Annotated in this window: 12 protein-coding genes and 1 pseudogene; 6 read left to right on the top strand and 7 right to left on the bottom strand. The window is 71.7% G+C overall.

The window, feature by feature from the left end; genetic code table 11:
• Positions 1–24 precede the first annotated feature (24 nt).
• Entirely contained in the window at positions 25–3228 is a 3204-nt protein-coding gene (locus OGH68_RS23265) for an ATP-binding protein (protein WP_264246903.1), read from the bottom strand.
• Positions 3229–3729: 501 nt separating this feature from the next.
• Between OGH68_RS23265 and OGH68_RS23270 the strand changes: the two genes are divergently transcribed.
• The 5 genes from OGH68_RS23270 to OGH68_RS23290 all read left to right on the top strand — a co-directional run bounded on the left by OGH68_RS23270 (position 3730) and on the right by OGH68_RS23290 (position 12575).
• Positions 3730–5748 carry a thioredoxin domain-containing protein gene (locus OGH68_RS23270; RefSeq protein WP_264246904.1) on the top strand — a complete coding sequence of 673 codons (2019 nt, stop codon included), beginning with the start codon at positions 3730–3732 and terminating at the stop codon, positions 5746–5748.
• Positions 5749–5918: 170 nt separating this feature from the next.
• Entirely contained in the window at positions 5919–7190 is a 1272-nt protein-coding gene (locus OGH68_RS23275; RefSeq protein WP_264246905.1) for a glycosyltransferase, read from the top strand.
• A complete protein-coding gene (locus OGH68_RS23280) occupies positions 7187–8869 on the top strand; it encodes an ArnT family glycosyltransferase (RefSeq protein WP_413471020.1) in 1683 nt (560 codons plus the stop codon). The genes OGH68_RS23275 and OGH68_RS23280 overlap by 4 nt, the downstream gene beginning before the upstream one ends.
• A complete protein-coding gene (locus OGH68_RS23285) occupies positions 8866–10071 on the top strand; it encodes a glycosyltransferase (RefSeq protein ID WP_264246906.1) in 1206 nt (401 codons plus the stop codon). Before OGH68_RS23280 ends, OGH68_RS23285 begins: the two co-directional genes overlap by 4 nt.
• A 62-nt stretch (positions 10072–10133) precedes the next feature.
• Positions 10134–12575 (top strand): galactose oxidase-like domain-containing protein, encoded by a 2442-nt coding sequence (locus OGH68_RS23290; protein WP_264246907.1) that lies wholly within the window; start codon positions 10134–10136, stop codon positions 12573–12575.
• A gap of 520 nt (positions 12576–13095) precedes the next feature.
• On the opposite strand, the pseudogene OGH68_RS23295 reads toward OGH68_RS23290, so the two are convergent.
• From OGH68_RS23295 to trhA, 5 genes and pseudogenes are all read right to left on the bottom strand, one after another.
• Positions 13096–13520: pseudogene (locus tag OGH68_RS23295) on the bottom strand (protein kinase domain-containing protein); the annotation flags it as partial.
• A gap of 281 nt (positions 13521–13801) precedes the next feature.
• Positions 13802–15556, bottom strand: a complete 1755-nt coding sequence (locus tag OGH68_RS23300) for a C40 family peptidase (RefSeq protein WP_264246908.1) — start codon at positions 15554–15556, stop codon at positions 13802–13804.
• 75 nt (positions 15557–15631) lie between these two features.
• Positions 15632–16255, bottom strand: a complete 624-nt coding sequence (locus OGH68_RS23305; RefSeq protein ID WP_413471021.1) for a TetR/AcrR family transcriptional regulator — start codon at positions 16253–16255, stop codon at positions 15632–15634.
• Positions 16256–16260: 5 nt separating this feature from the next.
• Positions 16261–17769, bottom strand: coding sequence for an MFS transporter (locus tag OGH68_RS23310; RefSeq protein WP_264246910.1), 1509 nt, complete (start codon positions 17767–17769; stop codon positions 16261–16263).
• 97 nt (positions 17770–17866) lie between these two features.
• Positions 17867–18544: a PAQR family membrane homeostasis protein TrhA gene (gene trhA, locus OGH68_RS23315; protein WP_264246911.1), complete on the bottom strand. Its 678-nt coding sequence runs from the start codon at positions 18542–18544 to the stop codon at positions 17867–17869.
• A 207-nt stretch (positions 18545–18751) separates the two neighbouring features.
• Here trhA and OGH68_RS23320 point away from each other — a divergent pair, with 207 nt between their 5' ends.
• Positions 18752–20572: a phosphoenolpyruvate carboxykinase (GTP) gene (locus OGH68_RS23320; RefSeq protein ID WP_264246912.1), complete on the top strand. Its 1821-nt coding sequence runs from the start codon at positions 18752–18754 to the stop codon at positions 20570–20572.
• Between the two features lie 258 nt (positions 20573–20830).
• Here OGH68_RS23320 and OGH68_RS23325 read toward each other — a convergent pair whose 3' ends face one another.
• Positions 20831–21217: a hypothetical protein gene (locus OGH68_RS23325; protein WP_264246913.1), complete on the bottom strand. Its 387-nt coding sequence runs from the start codon at positions 21215–21217 to the stop codon at positions 20831–20833.
• Between the last annotated feature and the right edge of the window lie 22 nt (positions 21218–21239).

The raw sequence follows: 21239 nt of genomic DNA on the forward strand, positions 1-21239 counted from the left end.
GAGGTGGCGGAGTGGGTGGGCACGTCACATCACCGCCACTCCCATGACCTCCCGCGCGTGCCGGTCCGGGACCAGGTTCAGGTGCCAGGCCTGCCAGCCGTCCTCCAGGCGGACACCGCGTTCCAGCATCACCGCCAGCGTCTCCGCGCAGTCCTCCAGCTTGGTGTCGCGCGACGCGTGGCGGGCGCTCATCAGCCGGGACAGCTCCTCCTGGGCCACCACCGTGCCGACCTCGATGCCGCCCGGGGAGGCGTACGGGAGGAGGGTGCAGCGCAGGAAGCGGGCCCAGTCGGCACCGCGTTCGTCGCCGTACGAGGTGAACAGGGCCGCCGCCGTGTCGCACAGTTCCAGCGCCTGCGGGGCCCGGTTGTTGCCGGCGTCGATCATCGCCAGTTCCAGGCAGGTCCACGCCTCGCCGTGCGCGACGCCGATGCGGGCGAAGTCGGCGCGGGCGTCGACGAGGAGCTGGCGGGCGAAGCCCGAGTTGCGCAGGCTGCCCGTGCGGGCCGCGAGCTGGTCGCGGGTGGCGCGGCCGGAGTGGTGGCGGGCGCAGGCCAGCCCGTACACGTCCCGCATGCGGGAGAACATCGTGCGGGCGCGCTCCAGTTCGCGTACCGCCTGATCGCGGTCGCCGGACTCCTCCAGCGCCTGGCCCAGGTAGTACAGCGTCCACGCCTCACCGCGCGCGTCCTCGTTGTCGCGGTGCCGGGTGAGGGCGTCGCGCAGGCCGTCCACCGCGGGGGCCGGGTCGCCGTCGACCAGCCTGGCCCGGGCCAGCTGGGTCAGCGCCCACGCCTCGCCGCGGCCGTCACCGGTGCGGCCGTACAGGTCGAGCGCGTCCCGCAGGGACGACTCCGCGCCGGGCACGTCGCCCATGCGCAGACCCACCTGACCCCGGTGGTACAGCGTCCACGCCTCGCCGTGCAGGGACTCGCCCTCCCGGTGCAGCGCCAGCGCCGCCTCCAGCAGTTTCAGCGCCTCCGCGAGGTTCGCCCGGTCGCGTTCCACGGCGGCGAGGGCGTGCAGCGACCAGGCGCGGTCCTCGGCCTGACCGGGCGAGGACTGGAGCTGGATCGCCTCGTGCAGCTTGGCCGCGGCCTCGGTCAGGTTGCCCTGGTGGTGCAGCGTGATGCCCAGCGAGCACAGCGCGAGCGCCGTGCCCGCGTCCTGCTGCGCCTCCCGGTACAGGCCCACGACCGACGACAGCGTCGTACGGGCCGTGTCCAGCTCACCGAGCTGCCGTGCGGCGATACCCGTACGCCAGCGGACCGAGCGCTCCATCAGCCCCTGGTCGAGGCCTTGCGTCAGCTCACTGATCTCGCCCAGCCGGTAGAGGTCGCCGCGCAGCAGGCAGTAGTCGCACAGCGCGCCCAGCAGCCCGAGCACGGCCTGCTGGTCCACGCCCTCCGCGTGGCGCAGCGCCGAGGTGATGAAGCTCGACTCGTCGTCCAGCCAGCGCAGCGCCGCGTCGAGCGAGGGGAAGCCGTACGCGCCGAACTGACCGGCGCGTGTCGACATCTTGCCGTCGACCATGCGGATCACCGCGCCCGCCAGCTCCGCGTAGTTGCGGATCAGCCGCTCCTGCGCGGCCGCGCGGTCCGCGGCGTCCTCCTCCTCCAGGAGCCGGGCCCGTGCGAAGGCCCGTACCACGTCGTGCAGCCGGAAGCGCTCGGATCGCACATGGTCGACCAGACCGGCCTGCGCGAGCTCCGCCAGCAGCCGCTTCGCCTCCTGCTCGTCCGTCGCCAGCAGCGCCGCCGCGGCCGCGGGGCCGAGCGACGCCCGCCCCACCAGCGCCAGCCGGCGCAGCAGCCGCCGGGCCTGCTCTGACTGGTCGGTGTAGCGCAGCCACAGCGCCCGCTCGACCGGTTCGACCGGCCCGTACGCCCCGAGGTCCGCCGCCAGGCGGTCCGCGGAGCGCTCACCGAGCGCGGAGCCCGCGATCCGCAGCGCCAGCGGTAGTCCGCCGCACAGGTCCCGTACGGTGCCGGTCGACCGGGCGTCGTACGGCTTTGCCACCGGGTGCGGCGCGGCGGCCCTCAGCAGCTCCTCCGCACCCGCCTCGTCGAGCGCCTCGACCGGCAGCTGGTGGACCTGCGCCGGGAAGCCGTCGGGCAGGTCCAGCGGCGCGCGGGCGGTCACCAGCACCAGGCTGTCCGACCGCTCGGGGACCAGCGCGCGCACCTGCTCCGGGTCGCTCGCGTCGTCGAGTACCACCGTCACCGGCAGTCCGGTCAGATGCTGGTGGTACAGCTCGCCCAGCCGCCGCGCCTGCTGCTCCGCGGACGACCGCTCCCTGAAGAGCAGCTGCTCGCGCGGCGCGCCCAGCCGGTTCAGCAGATGCAGCAGCGCGTCACGGGTGGGCAGCGGCTGCTCGCCCCCGCCCCGCAGATCGACCACGCACGCGCCGCGGAACAGGTCCTTCAGCTGGTGTGCGGCACGCACCGCGAGTGTCGTGCGCCCCGAACCGGGGTCGCCGTGGAGCACGACCACGACCGGGCGGGTCCGCGTCGACGCGCGGGCCGCGTTCACCCACTGGGTGATCCGCGCCATCTCCTCGCGCCGGCCGGCGAACGGCCCTGCGGCCTCCGGCAGATGGCCGAACGACTGCTCCAGCACCGACCTGCGCCGGGCGGCGGCCGACCGGTCCGCGCCGCGCAACTGCGGCGCGGCGGCGGCCTTCTTGGCGGTGGCCGGCCGTGTCGAGGAGGCCAGCATCCGCTGCTGGTCCAGGAAGGGGCGGATGCCCCGTACCTCCAGGGCCGTCAGCCACTGCAGCCGCAGCTGCTCCGCGCCGCCCGGCTGCGCGAGCGCCCCTGCCCTGCGGTGCGCGGCGGGCCAGTGCGAGGCGGTCACTTTGGCGACGGTCGTGGCGGCCCCGGCGACGGCGACGGCCGCACCGGCGCCGACGGCGGTGCCCGTCGCCGTACCGAGCGCGACGTCCGCACCGAACGCGGCCACGGCCGCGACGGCGGTGACCAGGGCGGGCGCCCCGATGTGCCGACGGCTGAACCGCTCGGACAGCGGCAGTGCCCCGGCCTCGATCTCCGCCAGCGCCTGCTCGTACGCGGCGTACTCCTCGCCCGCGCTCGCCGCCATGGTGTCCAGGGCGGCCCGGCCGCGTGCCAGCAGCGTCCCCGCGTCGGCGCCCGCGCCCGTGCGCCGCACCTCCTCCTCCACCGCCCGTGCCAACAGCCGCTCCGCCTCAGCCCGGTGGCCGTCCCGCATGCGTGTCCCCCGTCCCCGTGGAAAGCCCGGATGCTGAGTCGCTACCCAGATGTCGCGCCGTCAAGTGCGGGGGCTCGGGGAGGATGTGCGCGAGGTTCCGGGGGAAGGTCGGGGCTGCTCGGGGGAGGCCGTGACCGGTCTCGACCCGGCGAAGGGAGTCACTGCCTCCACCGCGCCGGTGAGCAGACCCCGTCGCGGTGGATGCGGGCCACCGGAGCGAGGAGGTACGTGTGACCCAGCGGGACGCCGATCACTGTGTGTTTGCTCGACACCGTGCAAGGGACTGGTCTTCGCGGCAAGGCGGACGCGGTCCTTCCCGGCTCGGGTCGGGTCAGCGCCGAGGGGGACGGCGTCGCCAAGCAGCTCCCCGATACGGAGTGCGAGGTCGAGAAGCCATCAGTCGTTCTGGGGTTCGGCGGCTCAAGGTGCCGGCTGCCCATCTGTGCGCCCGCCTCCGTGGCGCGCAGGCAGGGGCCACCGCGTGTGCGCGAGGATGGAGGTATGGCGAACCGACTTGCGCAGGCCACGTCCCCCTACCTCCTCCAGCACGCCGACAACCCGGTCGACTGGTGGGAGTGGGAGCCCGAGGCGTTCGAGGAGGCGCGGCGGCGCGATGTGCCGGTGTTCCTGAGCGTCGGGTACAGCTCCTGCCATTGGTGTCATGTCCTCGCTCACGAAAGCTTCGAGGACGCCGAGACCGCCGCGTACATGAACGATCACTTCGTCAACATCAAGGTCGACCGCGAGGAGCGGCCGGACGTCGACGCCGTCTACATGGAGGCGGTGCAGGCGGCGACCGGGCAGGGCGGCTGGCCCATGTCCGTGTTCATGAACGCCGAAGGGGAGCCGTTCTACTTCGGTACGTACTTCCCGCCCGAGCCGCGCCACGGCATGCCGTCGTTCCGGCAGGTGCTGGAGGGGGTCGGCGCGGCGTGGACCGACCGGCGGGAGGAGGTCGGCGAGGTCGCGCAGCGGATCACCTCGGACCTCGCCGGGCGCTCGCTCGCGTTCGGCGGCGACGGCGTGCCCGGCGAGGACGAGCTCGCGCAGGCGCTGCTCGGGCTGACCCGGGACTACGACGAGCGGCACAAGGGGTTCGGAGGGGCGCCGAAGTTCCCGCCGTCGATGGTCCTGGAGTTCCTGCTGCGCCACCACGCGCGCACCGGGGCCGAGGGCGCGCTGGAGATGGCGGCGGACACCTGCGCGGCGATGGCCAGGGGCGGTCTCTACGACCAGCTCGGCGGAGGGTTCGCCCGCTACTCGGTGGACCGCGAGTGGGTCGTGCCGCACTTCGAGAAGATGCTCTACGACAACGCCCTGCTGTGCCGGGTCTACGCCCACCTGTGGCGGGCCACCGGCAGTGAGCTCGCCAAGCGCGTCGCGCTGGAGACCGCCGACTTCATGGTGCGGGAACTGCGCACGGCCGAGGGCGGATTCGCCTCCGCGCTGGACGCCGACAGCGACACCCCGGAGGGCGGGCACGCCGAGGGCGCCTACTACGTGTGGACGCCCGCGCAGCTGCGCGAGGTCCTCGGCGACGAGGACGCCGCACGGGCGGCCCAGACGTTCGGCGTGACGGAGGAGGGCACCTTCGAGGAGGGCGCCTCCGTGCTGCGGCTGCCGGGCGAGGAGGCGGACCCGGGCATCAGGAGCAGGCTGCTCGCGGCCCGGGAGCAGCGCCCGCGGCCCGGCAGGGACGACAAGATCGTGGCCGCCTGGAACGGACTCGCGATCGCCGCGCTCGCCGAGACCGGGGCGTACTTCGACCGGCCCGATCTGGTCGAACGGGCCGCCGAGGCGGCGGATCTGCTGGTCCGGGTACACATGGACTTCTCGGCCGGCGGCGTACGCCTGGCCCGTACCTCCAAGGACGGCGCGCCCGCCGCGCACGCCGGTGTGCTGGAGGACTACGCGGATGTCGCCGAGGGCTTCCTGGCCCTGGCGGCGGTCGCAGGCGACGGCTCCTGGCTGGAGTTCGCCGGTTTCCTGCTGGACATGGTCATCGACCGGTTCACCGGGGAGGGCGGGGCGCTGTACGACACGGCGCACGACGCGGAGCAGCTGATCCGCCGCCCGCAGGACCCCACGGACAACGCGGCCCCCTCCGGCTGGTCGGCGGCTGCGGGCGCACTGCTGCTGTACGCGGCGCACACGGGCTCCGAGGCGCACCGCAGCGCCGCCGAAGGTGCGCTCGGTGTGGTGAAGGCGCTCGGGCCGCGGGCTCCGCGGTTCATCGGGTGGGGGCTCGCGGTGGCGGAGGCGCTGCTGGACGGGCCGCGCGAGGTGGCGGTCGTCGGCAGGGCGGGCGACCCGGCGGCGCGCCAGCTGCATCTGACGGCACTGATGGGCACCGCCCCGGGCGCGGCGGTCGCGGCCGGGGAGCCGGACAGCGACGAATTCCCGTTGCTGCGGGACCGGCCCTTGGTGAACGGCAGTTCGGCCGCGTACGTCTGCCGCGGTTTCGTGTGCGATTCACCGACCACAAAAGCAACAGAACTTGCCCGGAAACTCACCGTCTGAGACCAGAACGGCTGAATTTATCGGACCGGCACCGGAGGGAAACCCTCCGCCTCTATTGTCCTGAACGCACAAGCGTTGCCGCGCGTACTGGGGAGTGACGCGCGTGGGGGAAGTACGTGCCGCCGGCCAGGGGGGTCCTGCCGCGGCGCAGAGGCAGGGGGGCCTTTTTCATGCTGTTATCGCTGTTCGTCGCTGCCATTTCACTGGCGCTGTTCTGGATGGCGGCGTTCACGCTGTGGTGGCAGATGCACGCCTGGCGCACGCCGGAAACGCTCGCGGCGACCCGTTTCGACCGGCCCGACGGCAGGGGCGTGCTGTCCTTCTCGCTGCTGCTGCCGGCCCGCCACGAGCAGGCGGTGCTCGAGCACACCATCGAGCGGCTGCTGGAATCCAGCCATTCCAACTTCGAGATCATCGTGATCGTCGGCCACGACGATCCGGAGACGGCCGAGGTCGCCGAGCGCGCCGCCGCGCGCGACCCGGTCCGGGTGCGCGTCATCACCGACATCCACGAGACCAAGAACAAACCCAAGGCGCTCAACACCGCGCTGCCGCACTGCCGCGGCGACGTCGTCGGCGTCTTCGACGCGGAGGACCAGGTCCACCCCGAGCTGCTGGCGCACGTCGACCACGCCTTCACCTCCACCGGGGCGGACGTGGTGCAGGGCGGGGTGCAGCTGATCAACTTCCACTCCAGCTGGTACAGCCTCCGCAACTGCCTGGAGTACTTCTTCTGGTTCCGCAGCAGGCTCCATCTGCACGCGCAGAAGGGCTTCATCCCGCTCGGCGGCAACACCGTCTTCGTCCGTACGACGGTGCTGCGCGAGGCCGGCGGCTGGGACCCGGACTGCCTCGCGGAGGACTGCGACCTGGGCGTGCGGCTGTCGTCCGTCGGCAAGAAGGTCGTCGTCGCGTACGACAGCGACATGGTCACCCGGGAGGAGACCCCCGGCACCCTGATGAGCCTGCTCAAGCAGCGCACCCGCTGGAACCAGGGCTTCCTGCAGGTCTACCGCAAGAAGGACTGGAAGCAGCTCCCGGGCCGCGGGCAGCGCATGCTCGCCCGCTACACGCTGATGACGCCGTTCCTGCAGGCGTACTCCGGCGTCGTCATCCCGCTCAACGTCGCGGTCGCGCTCTTCCTCGACGTCCCGGTCGGGATCGCCATCGTGACCTTCCTGCCGCTGATCACGGCGATGGTCACCTTCGTCTTCGAGATCGTCGGACTGCACGACTTCGGCAAGCAGTACGGGCTGAAGGTCCGCGGAGTCCACTACCTCAAGCTCATCGTCGGCGGCCCGTTCTACCAGGTCCTGCTCGCCGGCGCCGCCGTGCGCGCGGTCTGGCGCGAGCAGCGCGGCCGCAACGAGTGGGAACTGACCAGCCACGTCGGCGCGCATCTCACAGCGGCCACCGAGACCAGAGAGGACGCCCGCCGGTGACGACGATCCTGCCTCCGGCCCCGGAAGCCACGGACCCGGCGCCCGCCCCCGTGCGGACCGCCGCCCCTACGGCACCCGCCCCTGCCCCCCGCGTCGTACGGTTCCGCAGCTCGCGGCCCGACCTGCTGCTCTGTGGTGTGCTGCTGTGCGCGATCCTGCTCGTCCAGGGCTGGAACATCACGCACTTCCCGACGCTCAGCGACGACGAGGGCACCTATCTCGCCCAGGCCTGGGCGGTCCAGCAGGGCGACGGCCTCGCCCACTACACGTACTGGTACGACCACCCGCCGCTCGGCTGGATCCAGATCGCGTTCCTCACCTGGATACCGGCGCTGATCGCCCCGGAGACGATGAGCGTCGCCTCCATGCGGTTCGCGATGCTCGCGGTCGGCGCGGCGTCCGCGGTGCTGCTGTACGTACTGGCGCGCCGGCTGTTCCTGCCGCGCTGGGCCGCGGGGCTGGCGATGGCGCTCTTCGGGCTGTCGCCGCTCTCCGTCGTCCTGCAGCGCGAGATCTTCCTCGACAACATCGCCGTGATGTGGATGCTGCTGGCCTTCTGCCTGGCCGCGTCGCCCAGCCGGCATCTGTGGCACCACTTCGCCGCGGGGCTCACCGCGGCCGTGTCGGTGCTCACCAAGGAGACGATGCTGCTGGTGCTGCCCGCGCTGCTGGTGACCATGTGGCGGCACAGCCACCGTGACACCCGTAAGTTCGCGGTGACCGGCGCGATCACGGCATGCGCGCTGATCGGCCTCTCGTACCCGCTCTACGCGCTGCTGAACAACGAGTTGTTCCCGGGCGAGGGCCATGTGTCGCTGATCGACGGGATCACCTACCAGATGAGCCGCGAGGGCTCCGGCTTCATCCTCGACGAGGGCTCCGGCTCCAACGGGGTGCTCCGTTCCTGGCTCTACTACGACACGGTCCTGCCGCTCGGCGGGCTGGCCGGCGCCGCGCTGCTGCTGCTCACGCTGCGCTGGTCGGTCACGGCGCGGGCGCTGGCGGGCCCGGCGCTGGCGGTGGCGATCCTCGCGGTCGTCTCGATGCGCCCCTCCGGCTACCTCCCGGCGATGTACGTCATCCAGGCCCTGCCGTTCCTGGCGCTGGTCCTGGCGGGCGGCACGGCGATAGTGGCACACGCCCTGCTCAGGCGGCGCTTCGGCCGCGCCCTGCCCACCGGGGAGATCCAAGCCCCGGCGAGGCCGGCGTTGCCCGGTCGCGCCACGCGCCTCGCCGCGGCCACGCTCCTCGCGCTCGCCGCGACCGCGTACCTCGTGCCCCGCTGGTACGACGGCAACCGGGCCGCCCTCACCGTCGACGCCAACGCCCCCTACCGCGCGGCCGCGGCCTGGATGGAGAACGAGGTCGAGGACCCGGCACGGACCCGCGTCCTGGTGGACGACGCCCTCTGGCTGGATCTCGTCCACGACGGTTTCGAACCCGGCACCGGGGCGATCTGGTTCTACAAGGCGGACCTCGACCCCGCCGTGACGAGGACCATGCCGCGCGGCTGGCGCGACCTGGACTACGTCGTGTCCTCCCCGACCGTACGGCGCGACGCCGTCGACCTGCCGAACGTCAGGTCCGCACTGGAGCATTCGACGCCGGTCGCCGTCTTCGGCACGGGCGAGGACCGCATCGAGATCCGCCGGATCACCGCCGCTGGAGGCGCACAGTGACCACACCCCGAACGGGCGCCGGGGAACTCGGCGATCCGGAGCTCAGCGGTGCCCAGCTCGCCGAGCCCGGCGCCGTCACCATCGTCGTCCCGACGTTCAACGAGTCGGGCAACATCCGTGAACTGCTGCGCAGGCTCACCGAGTCGGTGCCCGCCCGGCTGCCCTGCGAGGTCCTGTTCGTCGACGACTCCACCGACGACACCCCGGACGTCATCCGCGACGCCGCGCAGGACTGCCCGTTCCCCGTCGGCGTGCTGCACCGGGACACCCCCGACGGCGGGCTCGGCGGCGCCGTCGTGGAGGGCATACGGAAGGCCGGGTCCGACTGGATCGTCGTCATGGACGCCGACCTCCAGCATCCGCCCGCGCTCGTACCGGAGCTGGTCGCCGCGGGAGAACACGCGGGCGCGGACCTCGTCGTCGCCAGCCGCTACATCCGCGGCGGCAGCCGCGAGGGCCTCGCCGGCGGCTACCGCATCGCCGTCTCACGCGGTGCCACGTGGCTGACCAGAGCCCTGTTCCCGCGGCGGCTGCGCGGCATCAGCGACCCGATGAGCGGCTTCTTCGCGATCCGGCGCAGCGTGGTGACGGCGGACGCCCTGAAGCCGCTCGGCTACAAGATCCTCCTGGAGCTGGCGGTGCGCTGCCGGCCGGAGACGGTCGCCGAGGTGCCGTTCGTCTTCCAGGACCGGTTCGCCGGCGAGTCCAAGTCGACGGCCAGGGAGGGCATGCGCTTCATCAGCCATCTCGCCGGGCTGCGCACCGCGTCCCCGATCGCCAGGATGGTCGCGTTCGGGCTGATCGGGCTGACCGGCTTCGTGCCGAACCTGCTCGCACTGCATCTGCTCACCGGCGCGGGAATGCACTACCTGCCGGCCGAGATCGTGGCCAACCAGTTCGGCGTCGTCTGGAACTTCCTCCTCATCGAGGTGCTGCTGTTCCGCGACCGCAGACGCCACCGGCACTGGGCGGACCGGGCCGGCCGCTTCGCGCTGCTCGCCAATGCCGATCTGCTGCTGCGCATCCCGCTGATCGCACTGTTCGTGTCCTGGCTGGGCATGGCGGTGCTGCCCGCGACGGCGCTGGCGCTGCTGACCACGTTCGTCCTGCGGTTCGCCGCGACGGAGGCGCTGGTGTACCTGCCGCGCCGCAAGAGCGCGGCAGCGCGCGTCGCGAAGGCCGACGCGCCCGCCGGCACCTGAACCGCCGACGCGCCCGGCGCCACCCGGAACGCCTGGAACAGAGCCGTACGAAGGGAACCGCCATGCCTCCACCGCCCAGGACCCGCCGCCGGCGACGCAGGACCGCGCTGCTCGCCGTCGGCGCCATGACCGCCGCGCTGCTGATGACCGCGCCGCAGGCCGCCCAGGCCGGGCCGCCGAACCTGATCTCCAACCCCGGCTTCGAGACGGCCGGCACCGGTGACATGCCGGCCTGCTGGTCGAAGTCCGGCTGGGGGGACAACGACTACGCCTTCGAGACGGTCGCGGACGCGCACTCCGGCACGAAGGCGATGAAGGTGTCCCTCACCCGCCGTGTCGACGGCGACCGCAAGGCCCTGATCACCGAGACGACGGCCTGCGCGCCGCAGGTGACGCCGGAGAAGCAGTACGACCTGTCCCTCTGGTACAAGTCGACCACCCCCGACTCCTCCGTCACGCTCTTCCGGCACGACACCACGGCCGGCTGGCAGTACTGGACGGATCTGAAGACCCTCGAGACGAGCGCCGCGTACCAGCACGCCGAGGTCCGCACCCCCGCCGTTCCGCCCGGTACCGACCGGATCGCCTGGGGCGTGTCCGTGTACGGCACCGGCTCGGTCACCACCGACGACTACGTGATGGAGGAGGTGACGGTCCCCGCCCCGGAACCGGGGTGCACGGGCACGGCCGAGGAGTGTGCGGACGGCCGCTGGGACGTCCTTCCGGTGCAGAACCCGGTGCGTTCCATGCACTCGGTGGTGATGCACAACGGCAAGGTGCTGCTCATCGCCGGCTCCGGAAACGATCCGCAGCTGTTCGAAGCAGGGAGTTTCACCTCCGCGGTCTACGACCCGGCGGACGGCAGCTATCGGGTGATCCCCACTCCGGACGACATGTTCTGCGCCGGACACGTCCAGCTCGAGGACGGCAGGGTTCTCATCATGTCGGGCAACAAGGGCTATCCGTCGGCGGACGGCACCGTGGGCTACCAGGGGTACAAGGACTCCTACCTCTTCGACCCGGACACCGAGACGTACATCAAGACCAACGACATGAACGACGGCCACTGGTATCCGTCGGCGACGATCCTCGGGAACGGTGACGTGATCTCCTTCGGCGGCCTGAAGGAGGACTCGACCGGCTCCGTGACCGCCGAGCGCTTCTCGGCCGCCGAGAACAAGTGGCTGCCGCTGTGGCAGGTCAACCAGACGTGGTCGTACTGGGGTCTGTACCCGTCGATGATCCTCATGCAGGACGGCCGCCTCTTCTACTCCGGCAGCCACGTGTTCGGCAACGGCACGCCCGGCACCGGAGCGGCGATCTACGACTACGACAACAACACCGTCACCGAGGTCCCGGGCCTGCAGAGCAAGGACGAGCGCGACCAGTCGGCGAGCGTCCTGCTGCCGCCCGCGCAGGACCAGCGGGTGCTCACGATCGGCGGCGGCAACATCGACTCAAACCCGGAGGCCAACCGCCTCACCGACATCATCGACCTGAAGGACCCCGACCCGCAGTACGTGCACGGTCCTCTCGTCCCGCAGGGAACGGTCGACATGGGTGCGGGCCCCCAGCCGCAGACCGGCGCGCAGGGCAAGATGTACGTCTCGGCGGTGCTGCTGCCGGACGGCACGGTGCTGGAGACCGGCGGCGCCCTGCACAACAGGGCCAACCCGGTGTACGAGGCGTCGATCTTCGACCCGGTGACCGAGACCTTCGATTCCGTCGCACCCGACCCGGAGGCACGCGGCTACCACTCGTCGTCGTTCCTGCTGCCGGACGGCCGGGTCATGTCGGTGGGGGACAACCCGGGCAACGGCTCGTGGAACCACAACGTGTCGGTCTACACGCCGCCGTATCTGCTCAAGGGGCCCCGGCCGCAGATCACTTCGGTGATCGACGGGGAGTGGACGTACGGGGACACCCAGCGGATCACGGTCGACCGGCCGATCGCGAAGGCGGAGCTGATCCGTCCGGCGGCGGTGACGCACTCCTCCGACCCCAACCAGCGTTTCGTGGACCTGCCGATGACCGTCGACGGCAACAACGTCGACCTCAACGTCACCAGCAACCCGAACCTGGCGCCGCCCGGCTGGTACATGCTCTTCGCCGTCGATGCGAACGGGGTTCCCTCGGTGGCCGAGTGGGTCCACCTCGGCGGTCCGCCGGCCATGGCCCGCGCGGCGGCGGCCGAGCACCCCTCGGCCCACGTCCACGAATTCGCGGACGATCTGTCCGGAGCCACCAAGAAGCCCGGCAAGAAGCGCACTTCGGTCGAGGTCGACCCGCAGATCGCCGGCTGTGACCGGCACTACGGCAACGCGGGCGTCTGCGTCCCGACGGTCTTCCCGAAGAAGGTGAAGCCGACCACCGCGGCCCGGTGCGCCTGGCTGGCCGATCACGACTACGGCCGTCTGCGGGTCAACGGCGGGGACGACCCGCTGCGGCTGGATCCGAACCGGGACGGCGTGGCGTGCGGGAAGGGGGACGTGCGGAGGCGGTGAGCGTCCGCCGCCGAGAGCGGACGTGGTACGAGCCCTGCCGGCGGGACCGGCAGGGCTCGGCCTGCTTGCGCTGCGGGGCCGGTCAGCCGGAGGTGCCCAGGGCCTGCATGTCGATCATGCCGAAGACCTGGTGGACGTAGATGTTGGTCAGCCTGGGGTTGCGGTAGTTCAGTGCCTTGTCGGCGACGACCGGCAGGTGGTATGCCCCGTCGGTGACCGCATGGTTGATCCGGCGGTGGATCTCGGCGGCCTTGCCGGGGTCCTTCTCCGCCGCGGCCCGGTCGAAGAGGCGTCCGAGCTCACCAGGCGCAGGGTGCCGCCCTTCTCGGCGGAGGCGTTGACGACGTGGCCGACCGCGGCGTTGAAACTCGGGTCACGGGTGGAGGCGTTCGCGCCGTTCTTCGTCCCCCCGGGCTTGTCGTCGCCCTGGTTGACGAGCAGGGCGGTGACGCCGCCACCGGTGGTGAGGGCGAGGGCGAGAGCGATCGCCGCGAGACGGCGGCGCCGGGCGCGGCCGGGCCGTCAGGACAGTCGCCTCGGAGGCGATCGAGATGCCGAAGTCGATCACCCGGGGCCCGTCGCCGGCGATCAGCACGTTCGACGGCTTGAGGTCCCGGTGGATCACCTCCGTGCCGTGAATGGCCTCCAGTGCCTCGGCCAGCCCGGCACCCAGGACGAGGAGCGAGCGCCGGGGCCAGGCGCCGTGGGCGCGCACCGCCTCGTCGAGCGGCAGCCCCGGACGTAGGCGGTGGCGAGCCAGGCGGGCGAGCCGGTGGGATCGGCGTCGACCACGGCCGCGGTGAAGAATCCGGTGACGCGCCGGGCGGCCTCCACCTCGCGGGCGAAGCGGCGCTGGAAGTCCGGGTCCTCCGCCAGTTCGGCGCGCACCACCTTGACCGCGACCATCCGGCCGCTGGTGGAGCGCCCGAGGTACACGCGGCCCATCCCGCCGGCTCCCAGGCGCGCGAGAATCCGGTACCGCCCGACCCGGCGCGGATCTGCCGCATCCAGCTCCCGCAACGCCGCCCCCCGCTCCTGACCCCGCCCCGGCGGGATCGTCGGAGACGATTACACCAGATCGTGCCGGGCCGACGCCTTGCGGCAACTTCCTTGCGGCCCCGTCCGGTTGCCGCCCGCCCCGCCGGGAGCGCGGTCCGCGTACCGGGACGGGGCCGGGGCCTGGACGTCCGGCGGCGACGTCAAGGCCCTTCCGGGCCGGTGAGGCGTCAGATGCGGTGCACGGTGTGCAGCGTCCTGGCGTACGTGCCCGTGCCGTCCAGCAGTGACGCGCCGCCGAGGTCGGACATCGTGGGGCCGTTGACCGTCTTGCGGCTGGACAGGAAACGGCGCACGCCGGCCGCGTCCTCGCCGAGGTAGATGCCGACGTGGTCGACCGTGGCGCTCACGCCGTCGTCGCCCGAGTCGGCGTTGAACAGCACCAGGTCACCGGGCTGCAGCTGCGTCGCGGCGGGCGGCGCGGTGCCGTCGGTCCGGTCGATGCGCACCCCGGGCGCGTGGTCCGCCATGTGCCGGGACTTGCGCGGGAGCCGGGTGCCGGACGTGTCCTCGCCCGCGGCCAGCGGAACGCCCATGTGGTAGCCGTAGACCATGCGCGTGTAGCCCGAGCAGTCGAGGTTGCCGCCCTGCTTGCTGGACGGCCCGGTCCAGGTGCCGTCGGGGAAGGTCCAGCCGAGGTTCATGTACTCGTGGAAGTCGGCGCCTTCGTAGCGGTCGCCCTGCGGGTCGAGGTAGCCGTACCCGGCCTCGCCCAGCACCTGCTTGTCCTTCGCCGGTCCCGTACCGCTGGTCACCGCCGGGGCGCCGGCGAGGAACATGGCGGCGTGGGCGAGGACGTCGGGGGCCGTGGAGCCGGCCCAGCCCCGTATCGTCTGCTCCAGCTCCGGCGTCCAGTTGCCGTCGAACGGCTGCGGCAGCACCCGTACCCAGTGCCGGTGCGTGACGCGGGGCGGCGCCTCCCAGGTGGCGGCGTCCACCTGGAAGCGGCTGACGATCAGCTTGACGGGCAGGTTGGTGCAGCCGTCGTTGGCCAGCGCCCGCAGACCCACCCGGCCGGCGCCGAAGGTGGAGTCGGTGACCTCGACGGCCCAGCCGGACGGCTCGGCGAGGTCCGACCGCCAGGCCTTGACCCGGATGAGGGTGCCCTCGCGGCGCACCCGGATCGTCCAGTCGGTCCCGGCGGGCACGTCCGCGGCGAGGGTGAGCGCGGTGGCCAGCTGGGTGACCTGGTCGTCGACCTCCTTCTCGACCCGCAGCTGCACGGCGCCCGAGGTGACGAACGACAGTCTGGCCCGGTAGTTGTTGTGCGAGTTCCGGTAGCCGAAGGACAGCGCGTACGAACAGGCCTGACCGGTGGGCACCTTGTCGAACCGGGCCACGGAACGGACGTCGACGTCGGTGATGCCGTCGTCGCGCACACTGGCGTGGCGGCTCGCGTAGTCGGTGGTGAGGGTGATGATGCCGCTGCCGGGCACGACCGAGTAGTCGGTCTCGTCGGGCCCGAGCGTGGACCAGCTGCCGCCGCCCGGTGTGCTGCCCCAGTAGCGGCGCTCCGCCTCAGGCAGTGACAGGTCCGGCAGGGTGCGCCCGAAGTCGTCCACGAAGGGCTTCTTGTTCTCGGTGAACGTCCTTTCCGGGCCGGGCAGTAGGACGGTCCGCGCGCCGTGGGTCAGCAGGGCGACGCGTTCGCCGCCGGAGGTGATCTCGGTACGCTCCGGAGTCCCCGGCAGCACGGTGGCGGTGAGCGGAGTGTGCAGCGTCAGCCGGGAGAAGTGCGAGGCGTCCAGCGGGGCCTGCGTCACGGACGACAGGGCGGTGCCCGGGCCGGCGGGGGCCGCGAAAGGCTCGACGGCCGTGGCCGGCCCCGCGGCGCGGGCGGGGGCCGCGGTCAGGGCGCCGAGCGGGACGGAGGCGGCGGAGGCGGCGAGGACGGCGAGGAGGCCGCGCCGTGAGGTGTTCGACATGGAGTCATGATCGGGCAGGGGGGTGCCGCCCGGTACGGCAGCCCCGGGAAACAACTTGCTCTCGGCGCCCGGGTGTCAGAGCCGCAGGCCGCCCTCGAGCACGTCCAGCGTGCGGTGCACGACGGCGACCAGGTCGTCCTGCTGGCCGCCCTCGCCCCAGTGGATCAGCGCCTCGCGCAGCGCGCCCATGACGGCGGCGGTGAAGACCCGTACCTCCAGGTCGTCCGGTTCCCGGCCCGCCCGGTCGGCAATGGGGCGGGCGAGCAGCTGGGAGGTCTCCGCCATCGTCTCGGTCATCCGGGCGCGCAGGGCCGGAACCTCCAGCATGAGCCGGGTCCGCTGCTGCATCTCCTCGGGTTCGTTCTCGAGGATCGCGGCGACGGCCCCGGTCAGGATGACCCGCAGGGACTCGAGCGGCGGTTCGTCCGCGGGCCTTGCCCGCAGCACCGCCTCCATGACCGGGTCGTATTCGTCGGTGAGGACGATGTCTTCCTTGGTGGGGAAGTAGCGGAAGACCGTCGAGGGGGAGACCTCGGCCGCCGCCGCGATCTGCTCGACGGTGGTCGCGTCGTAACCCTGCTCGGCGATCAGCCGGTACGTGGCCTTGCGGATCGCGATACGGGTCTTGAGCTTCTTGCGCTCCCGCAGCCCCATCGGGGGCTGGTGCTGTTCGAAGGGCAGAGGTGCGGTGGCGGCCATGGTCGTCATTGTCGGGCATCGGCCGCCGCCGGGGCCACGTCCGGGGCTCCGGGGACGAGGGCCTTTCGCGGCTTCGGCAGCAGGGCGGCCGCGAGGAGCGCCGTGACCAGTGCGGCGATCCCGCAGACGAGCAGTACCACGCCCATGCCCCTCACGTATGCGGCGTCCGCCGCAGCCGTGAGCGCCGGGTCACCCAGCAGATGCGCCGCGACCACGGAGTCACCGGCCGCCTCGGGCGCGTCCGCCGGCAGCCGGTTCTCGTAGACGGCCGCCAGCAGCGACCCGATGAGCGCGATCCCGACGGCGCTGCCGACCTGGCGGACGGTCGTCAGCAGCCCGGAGCCGGAGCCCGCGCGGTCCGGCGGCAGGGCGTCGATCGCGGCCGTCATCGCGGGCACCATCGAGAAGCCGAATCCCAGTCCGGCGACCGACAGCCACACGGCGGTGAAGCCGTAGCCGCCGCCGACGGTGATGCGGCTGCCGAGGAAGCCCGCGAACGCGAGGACGACCAGTCCGGCGACGATTACCGCGCGGGCGCCGAACCGTTCGGCCAGCGGGCCGCTGCCCTTGGCGGCGACGACCAGTCCGCCCATCATCGGCAGGATCCGCAGTCCGGTGCCGAGGGCGTCGTTCCCGAGAACGGCCTGGAGGTACGGCGGGAGGACGAACATCAGCCCCGCGAGCACGAACATGGCCAGGGTCACGGTCAGGGTGTTGAGCAGGAACGGCCGGTCGGCCAGGAGAGCCAGGTCGAGCATGGGGCGTGCGGAGCGCTTCTCCCGTACGACGAGCACGGTGATCAGCGCCGCGCCGGTGGCGAGGGCGGCGAGGACGACCGGGTCGGTCCAGCCGCGGACGGGCGCCTCGATGATCCCGTAGATCAGTGTGCCGAGACCGCCGGCGGTCAGGGCCGTGGCGAGGGCGCCGACCCGGGGCGATGCCGGGTCGCGGGTCTCGGGGAGCAGGAACAGGCAGGCGGTGATTCCGATCGCGACCATCGGGATGTTGACGACGAAGACGGAACCCCACCAGAAGTGGTCCAGCAGCCACCCGCCGACGACGGGCCCGAGCGGCAGCCCGAGCGCGGACGCGGCGGTGACGATGCCGACGGCCTTGGCGCGCTCCTCAGCCGAGAAGAGCGAGGGCACCACGGCCATGCCGAGGGGCATCACGAAGGCGGCGCCGACGCCCATCGCCGCGCGCGCGGCGATGACGGTGGTGACGTCACCGGCGAGCGCGCCCAGGACCGAGCCGGCCAGGAAAATCCCCAGGCCCGTCACCAGCATCCGCCGGCGGCCGAACCGGTCGCCGACGAGCCCGGCGGGCAGCATCAGGGCGGCGAAGACCACGACGTAACCGTCCGCCATCCACTGCTGCTCTCCCGTGGTGGCGCCGAGCTGTTCCGCCATGGTCGGCAGGGCGACGTTGAGGATGGTCATGTCGAAGCCCAGGACGAGCAGGCTCGCGACCATCGCGGCCAGCGCCCACCAGCGCCGGGGGCCGGGTGCGGACATGGCGCACCTCCTTCGGAGAGTAAGTGTCAAGTGACAGTAACTCTCAAAAGGAGGTGGGCGTCAATGTTTGCCTGTATGTCCGCCGGTTCCCTCCGGCTCAGGAGCGCTGGTACGCCACCAGGGAGATCCCCACGTAGTGGACGACGAACGCCGCGAGCGTGAGGGAGTGGAACACCTCGTGGAAGCCGAACCAGCGGGGTGACGGGTTCGGCCGCTTGATCCCGTAGATCACTCCGCCCGCGCTGTAGAGCAGTCCGCCGACGATCACCAGGACCAGCACGGCGATGCCGCCCTCACGCATGAAGTCGGGCAGGAAGAACACCGCTGCCCAGCCCATCGCGATGTAGCAGGGTGTGTAGAGCCAGCGCGGGGCGCCGACCCAGAAGACCCGGAACGCGATGCCCGCCACCGTAGCCGCCCAGACCGCCCAGAGCAGCACCCGCCCGGTGGAATCGGGGAGCAGGAGCAGGGTGAGCGGGGTATAGGTGCCCGCGATGATCAGGAAGATATTGGCGTGGTCCAGCCGGCGCAGCACCGCCGTGGCGCGGGGTCCCCAGTTCCCGCGGTGGTAGAGCGCGCTCACGCCGAAGAGCAGGCAGGCGGTCAGCGCGTAGATGCCGCAGGCGATCTGGCCGCGGGTCGAGTCCGCCAGTGCCGTGAGGACGATCCCGGCGATCAGTACGGCGGGGAACATGCCCGCGTGCAGCCAGCCGCGCAGCCTGGGCTTAACCGGGGGTGGATCGATCTCGGTCACTTCGGGCCTGGCTGCATCCATGCCCGCATGCTACCTACGCGACCGTAGGTGACAGCGGGGAGTGGCCATGCTCACGTGAGAGGGCCTCTGGACATATGGGCATTCGCCATCGATGATCAGATGAGTGCGGTCGGCACCGGATGAGCGCCAGCCAAAAGTAGGTACGAAGCATCCGGGTCGCAGCCCCCACGGGGCACAAACCAACAAACCCCTCTTTTAGGAGCGATCGTGGCGCGCGACATCGCGGCTCCCAACGTCCCCACCCAGCACCAGGAACTGATCTCCTGGGTCGATGAGATCGCAGCCATCACGCAGCCGGACGACATCGTCTGGTGTGACGGCTCGGAGGCCGAGTACGAACGGCTGGCCGAGGAGCTGGTGGCCAAGGGCACGTTCAAGAAACTGGACCCGATCAAGCGCCCCAACTCGTACTACGCCGCCTCCGACCCCACCGACGTCGCGCGCGTCGAGGACCGCACCTTCATCTGCTCCGAGAAGGAGGAGGACGCCGGCCCCACGAACCACTGGAAGGCCCCGGCGGAGATGAAGGACATCTTCGCGGGCGAGAAGGGGATCTTCCGCGGCTCGATGAAGGGCCGCACGATGTACGTCGTGCCCTTCTGCATGGGCCCGCTCGGCTCTCCGCTGTCCGCCATCGGCGTCGAGATCACCGACTCCGCGTACGTCGCCGTGTCCATGCGCACCATGACCCGCATGGGGCAGCCCGTCCTCGACGAGCTCGGCACCGACGGCTTCTTCGTGAAGGCCGTGCACACGCTCGGCGCCCCGCTCGAGGAGGGCCAGGAGGACGTCCCGTGGCCGTGCAACTCCACCAAGTACATCTCGCACTTCCCCGAGACCCGTGAGATCTGGTCCTACGGCTCCGGCTACGGCGGCAACGCCCTGCTCGGCAAGAAGTGCTACGCGCTGCGCATCGCCTCCGTCATGGCACGTGACGAGGGCTGGCTCGCCGAGCACATGCTGATCCTCAAGCTCACCCCGCCGCAGGGCGAGTCGAAGTACGTGGCGGCCGCCTTCCCGTCCGCCTGCGGCAAGACCAACCTCGCCATGCTGGAGCCCACGATCTCCGGCTGGACGGTCGAGACCATCGGCGACGACATCGCCTGGATGCGCTTCGGTGAGGACGGCCGGCTCTACGCGATCAACCCCGAGGCCGGTTTCTTCGGCGTCGCGCCCGGCACCGGCGAGCACACCAACGCCAACGCCATGAAGACCCTCTGGGGCAACGCCGTCTTCACCAACGTCGCGCTCACCGACGACGGCGACATCTGGTGGGAGGGCATGACCGAGGAGGCGCCCAAGCACCTCACGGACTGGAAGGGCAACGACTGGACGCCGGACTCCGGCGTCCCGGCGGCCCACCCCAACGCGCGCTTCACCGTGCCCGCCTCGCAGTGCCCGATCATCGCGCCCGAGTGGGAGGACCCCAAGGGCGTGCCGATCTCGGCGATCCTCTTCGGCGGCCGCCGCGCCTCCGCCGTCCCGCTGGTGACCGAGTCCTTCGACTGGAACCACGGCGTCTTCCTCGGCGCGAACGTCGCCTCCGAGAAGACCGCCGCCGCCGAGGGCAAGGTCGGCGAGCTGCGCCGCGACCCGTTCGCCATGCTGCCGTTCTGCGGCTACAACATGGGCGACTACATGGGCCACTGGATCAAGGTCGGCGCGGGCGCCGACGCCGCCAAGCTGCCCAAGATCTACTACGTGAACTGGTTCCGCAAGAACGAGGCCGGCAAGTTCGTCTGGCCGGGCTTCGGCGAGAACAGTCGCGTCCTGAAGTGGATCGTGGAGCGCCTCGAGGGCAAGGCCGAGGGCGTCGAGACCCCGATCGGCATCCTGCCGACCCCGGACGCGCTCGACACCGAGGGCCTGGACCTGCCGGCCGAGGACCTCGACTTCCTCCTCAAGGTCGACACCGAGGTCTGGCGCGAGGAGGCCGCCCTGGTTCCCGAGCACCTCAACACCTTCGGCGACCACACGCCGAAGGAGCTGTGGGACGAGTACCGCGCCCTGGTCGCCCGCCTGGGCTGACCCGGCGAGCCTCGTGGCGGGTCAGTCCGACATCCGCCCTGACCTGTGGGGGTCATCTCCGACCCGCCACGTAAAGACGGCCCCCGAAGCTCCCTCAGGCTTCGGGGGCCGAAACATCCCTGAACACGCCGTAACCCGCAACCTGGAGATTCGCCCGACGCAAGCCGGGCGCCGAGGAACTCGTGGACGCCCGACCCAGCTGTCGGCGCAATGAAGTGGCACCCGGTCCGCGGCCTCCCCGGCTACGGACCGGGGCCGTCAGGGGGCGCCGACCAACGTGCGGCTCTTCAGGGCGGCGGTGTGGGCGTCCATCCGCTCGGCCGACAGGATCGCGGCGGCCGTGTCGGCGCGGGAGGCGGCGACGACCAGGGCGCGGCCCGCGAGGGCGAGGGCGCGACGGTGCAGGGCGGCGGGTTCGGCGTTGCTCAGGGACGCGTGACGGGCGGGCGGTGTGCCGCGCAGCCGGGATACCTGGGCGGCGATCTCTTCAGCGGGTCCGTCGAGACGGAGCTCGTCGGTGACGGCGAGGAGCGCGGCGAGATGTCCCGCGAGCTGGATGTCCAGCTCCTCCTCGCGGCTGCGATGGGGGTACTGCGCCTCGTCGGCCATCGAGTGGACCGACTTGGTGCGGATCGGCTCGTACATGGGGATGGCCTCCTGCTCCGGT

It is taken from the genome of Streptomyces peucetius (assembly GCF_025854275.1).
GTDB lineage: Bacteria > Actinomycetota > Actinomycetes > Streptomycetales > Streptomycetaceae > Streptomyces > Streptomyces peucetius_A.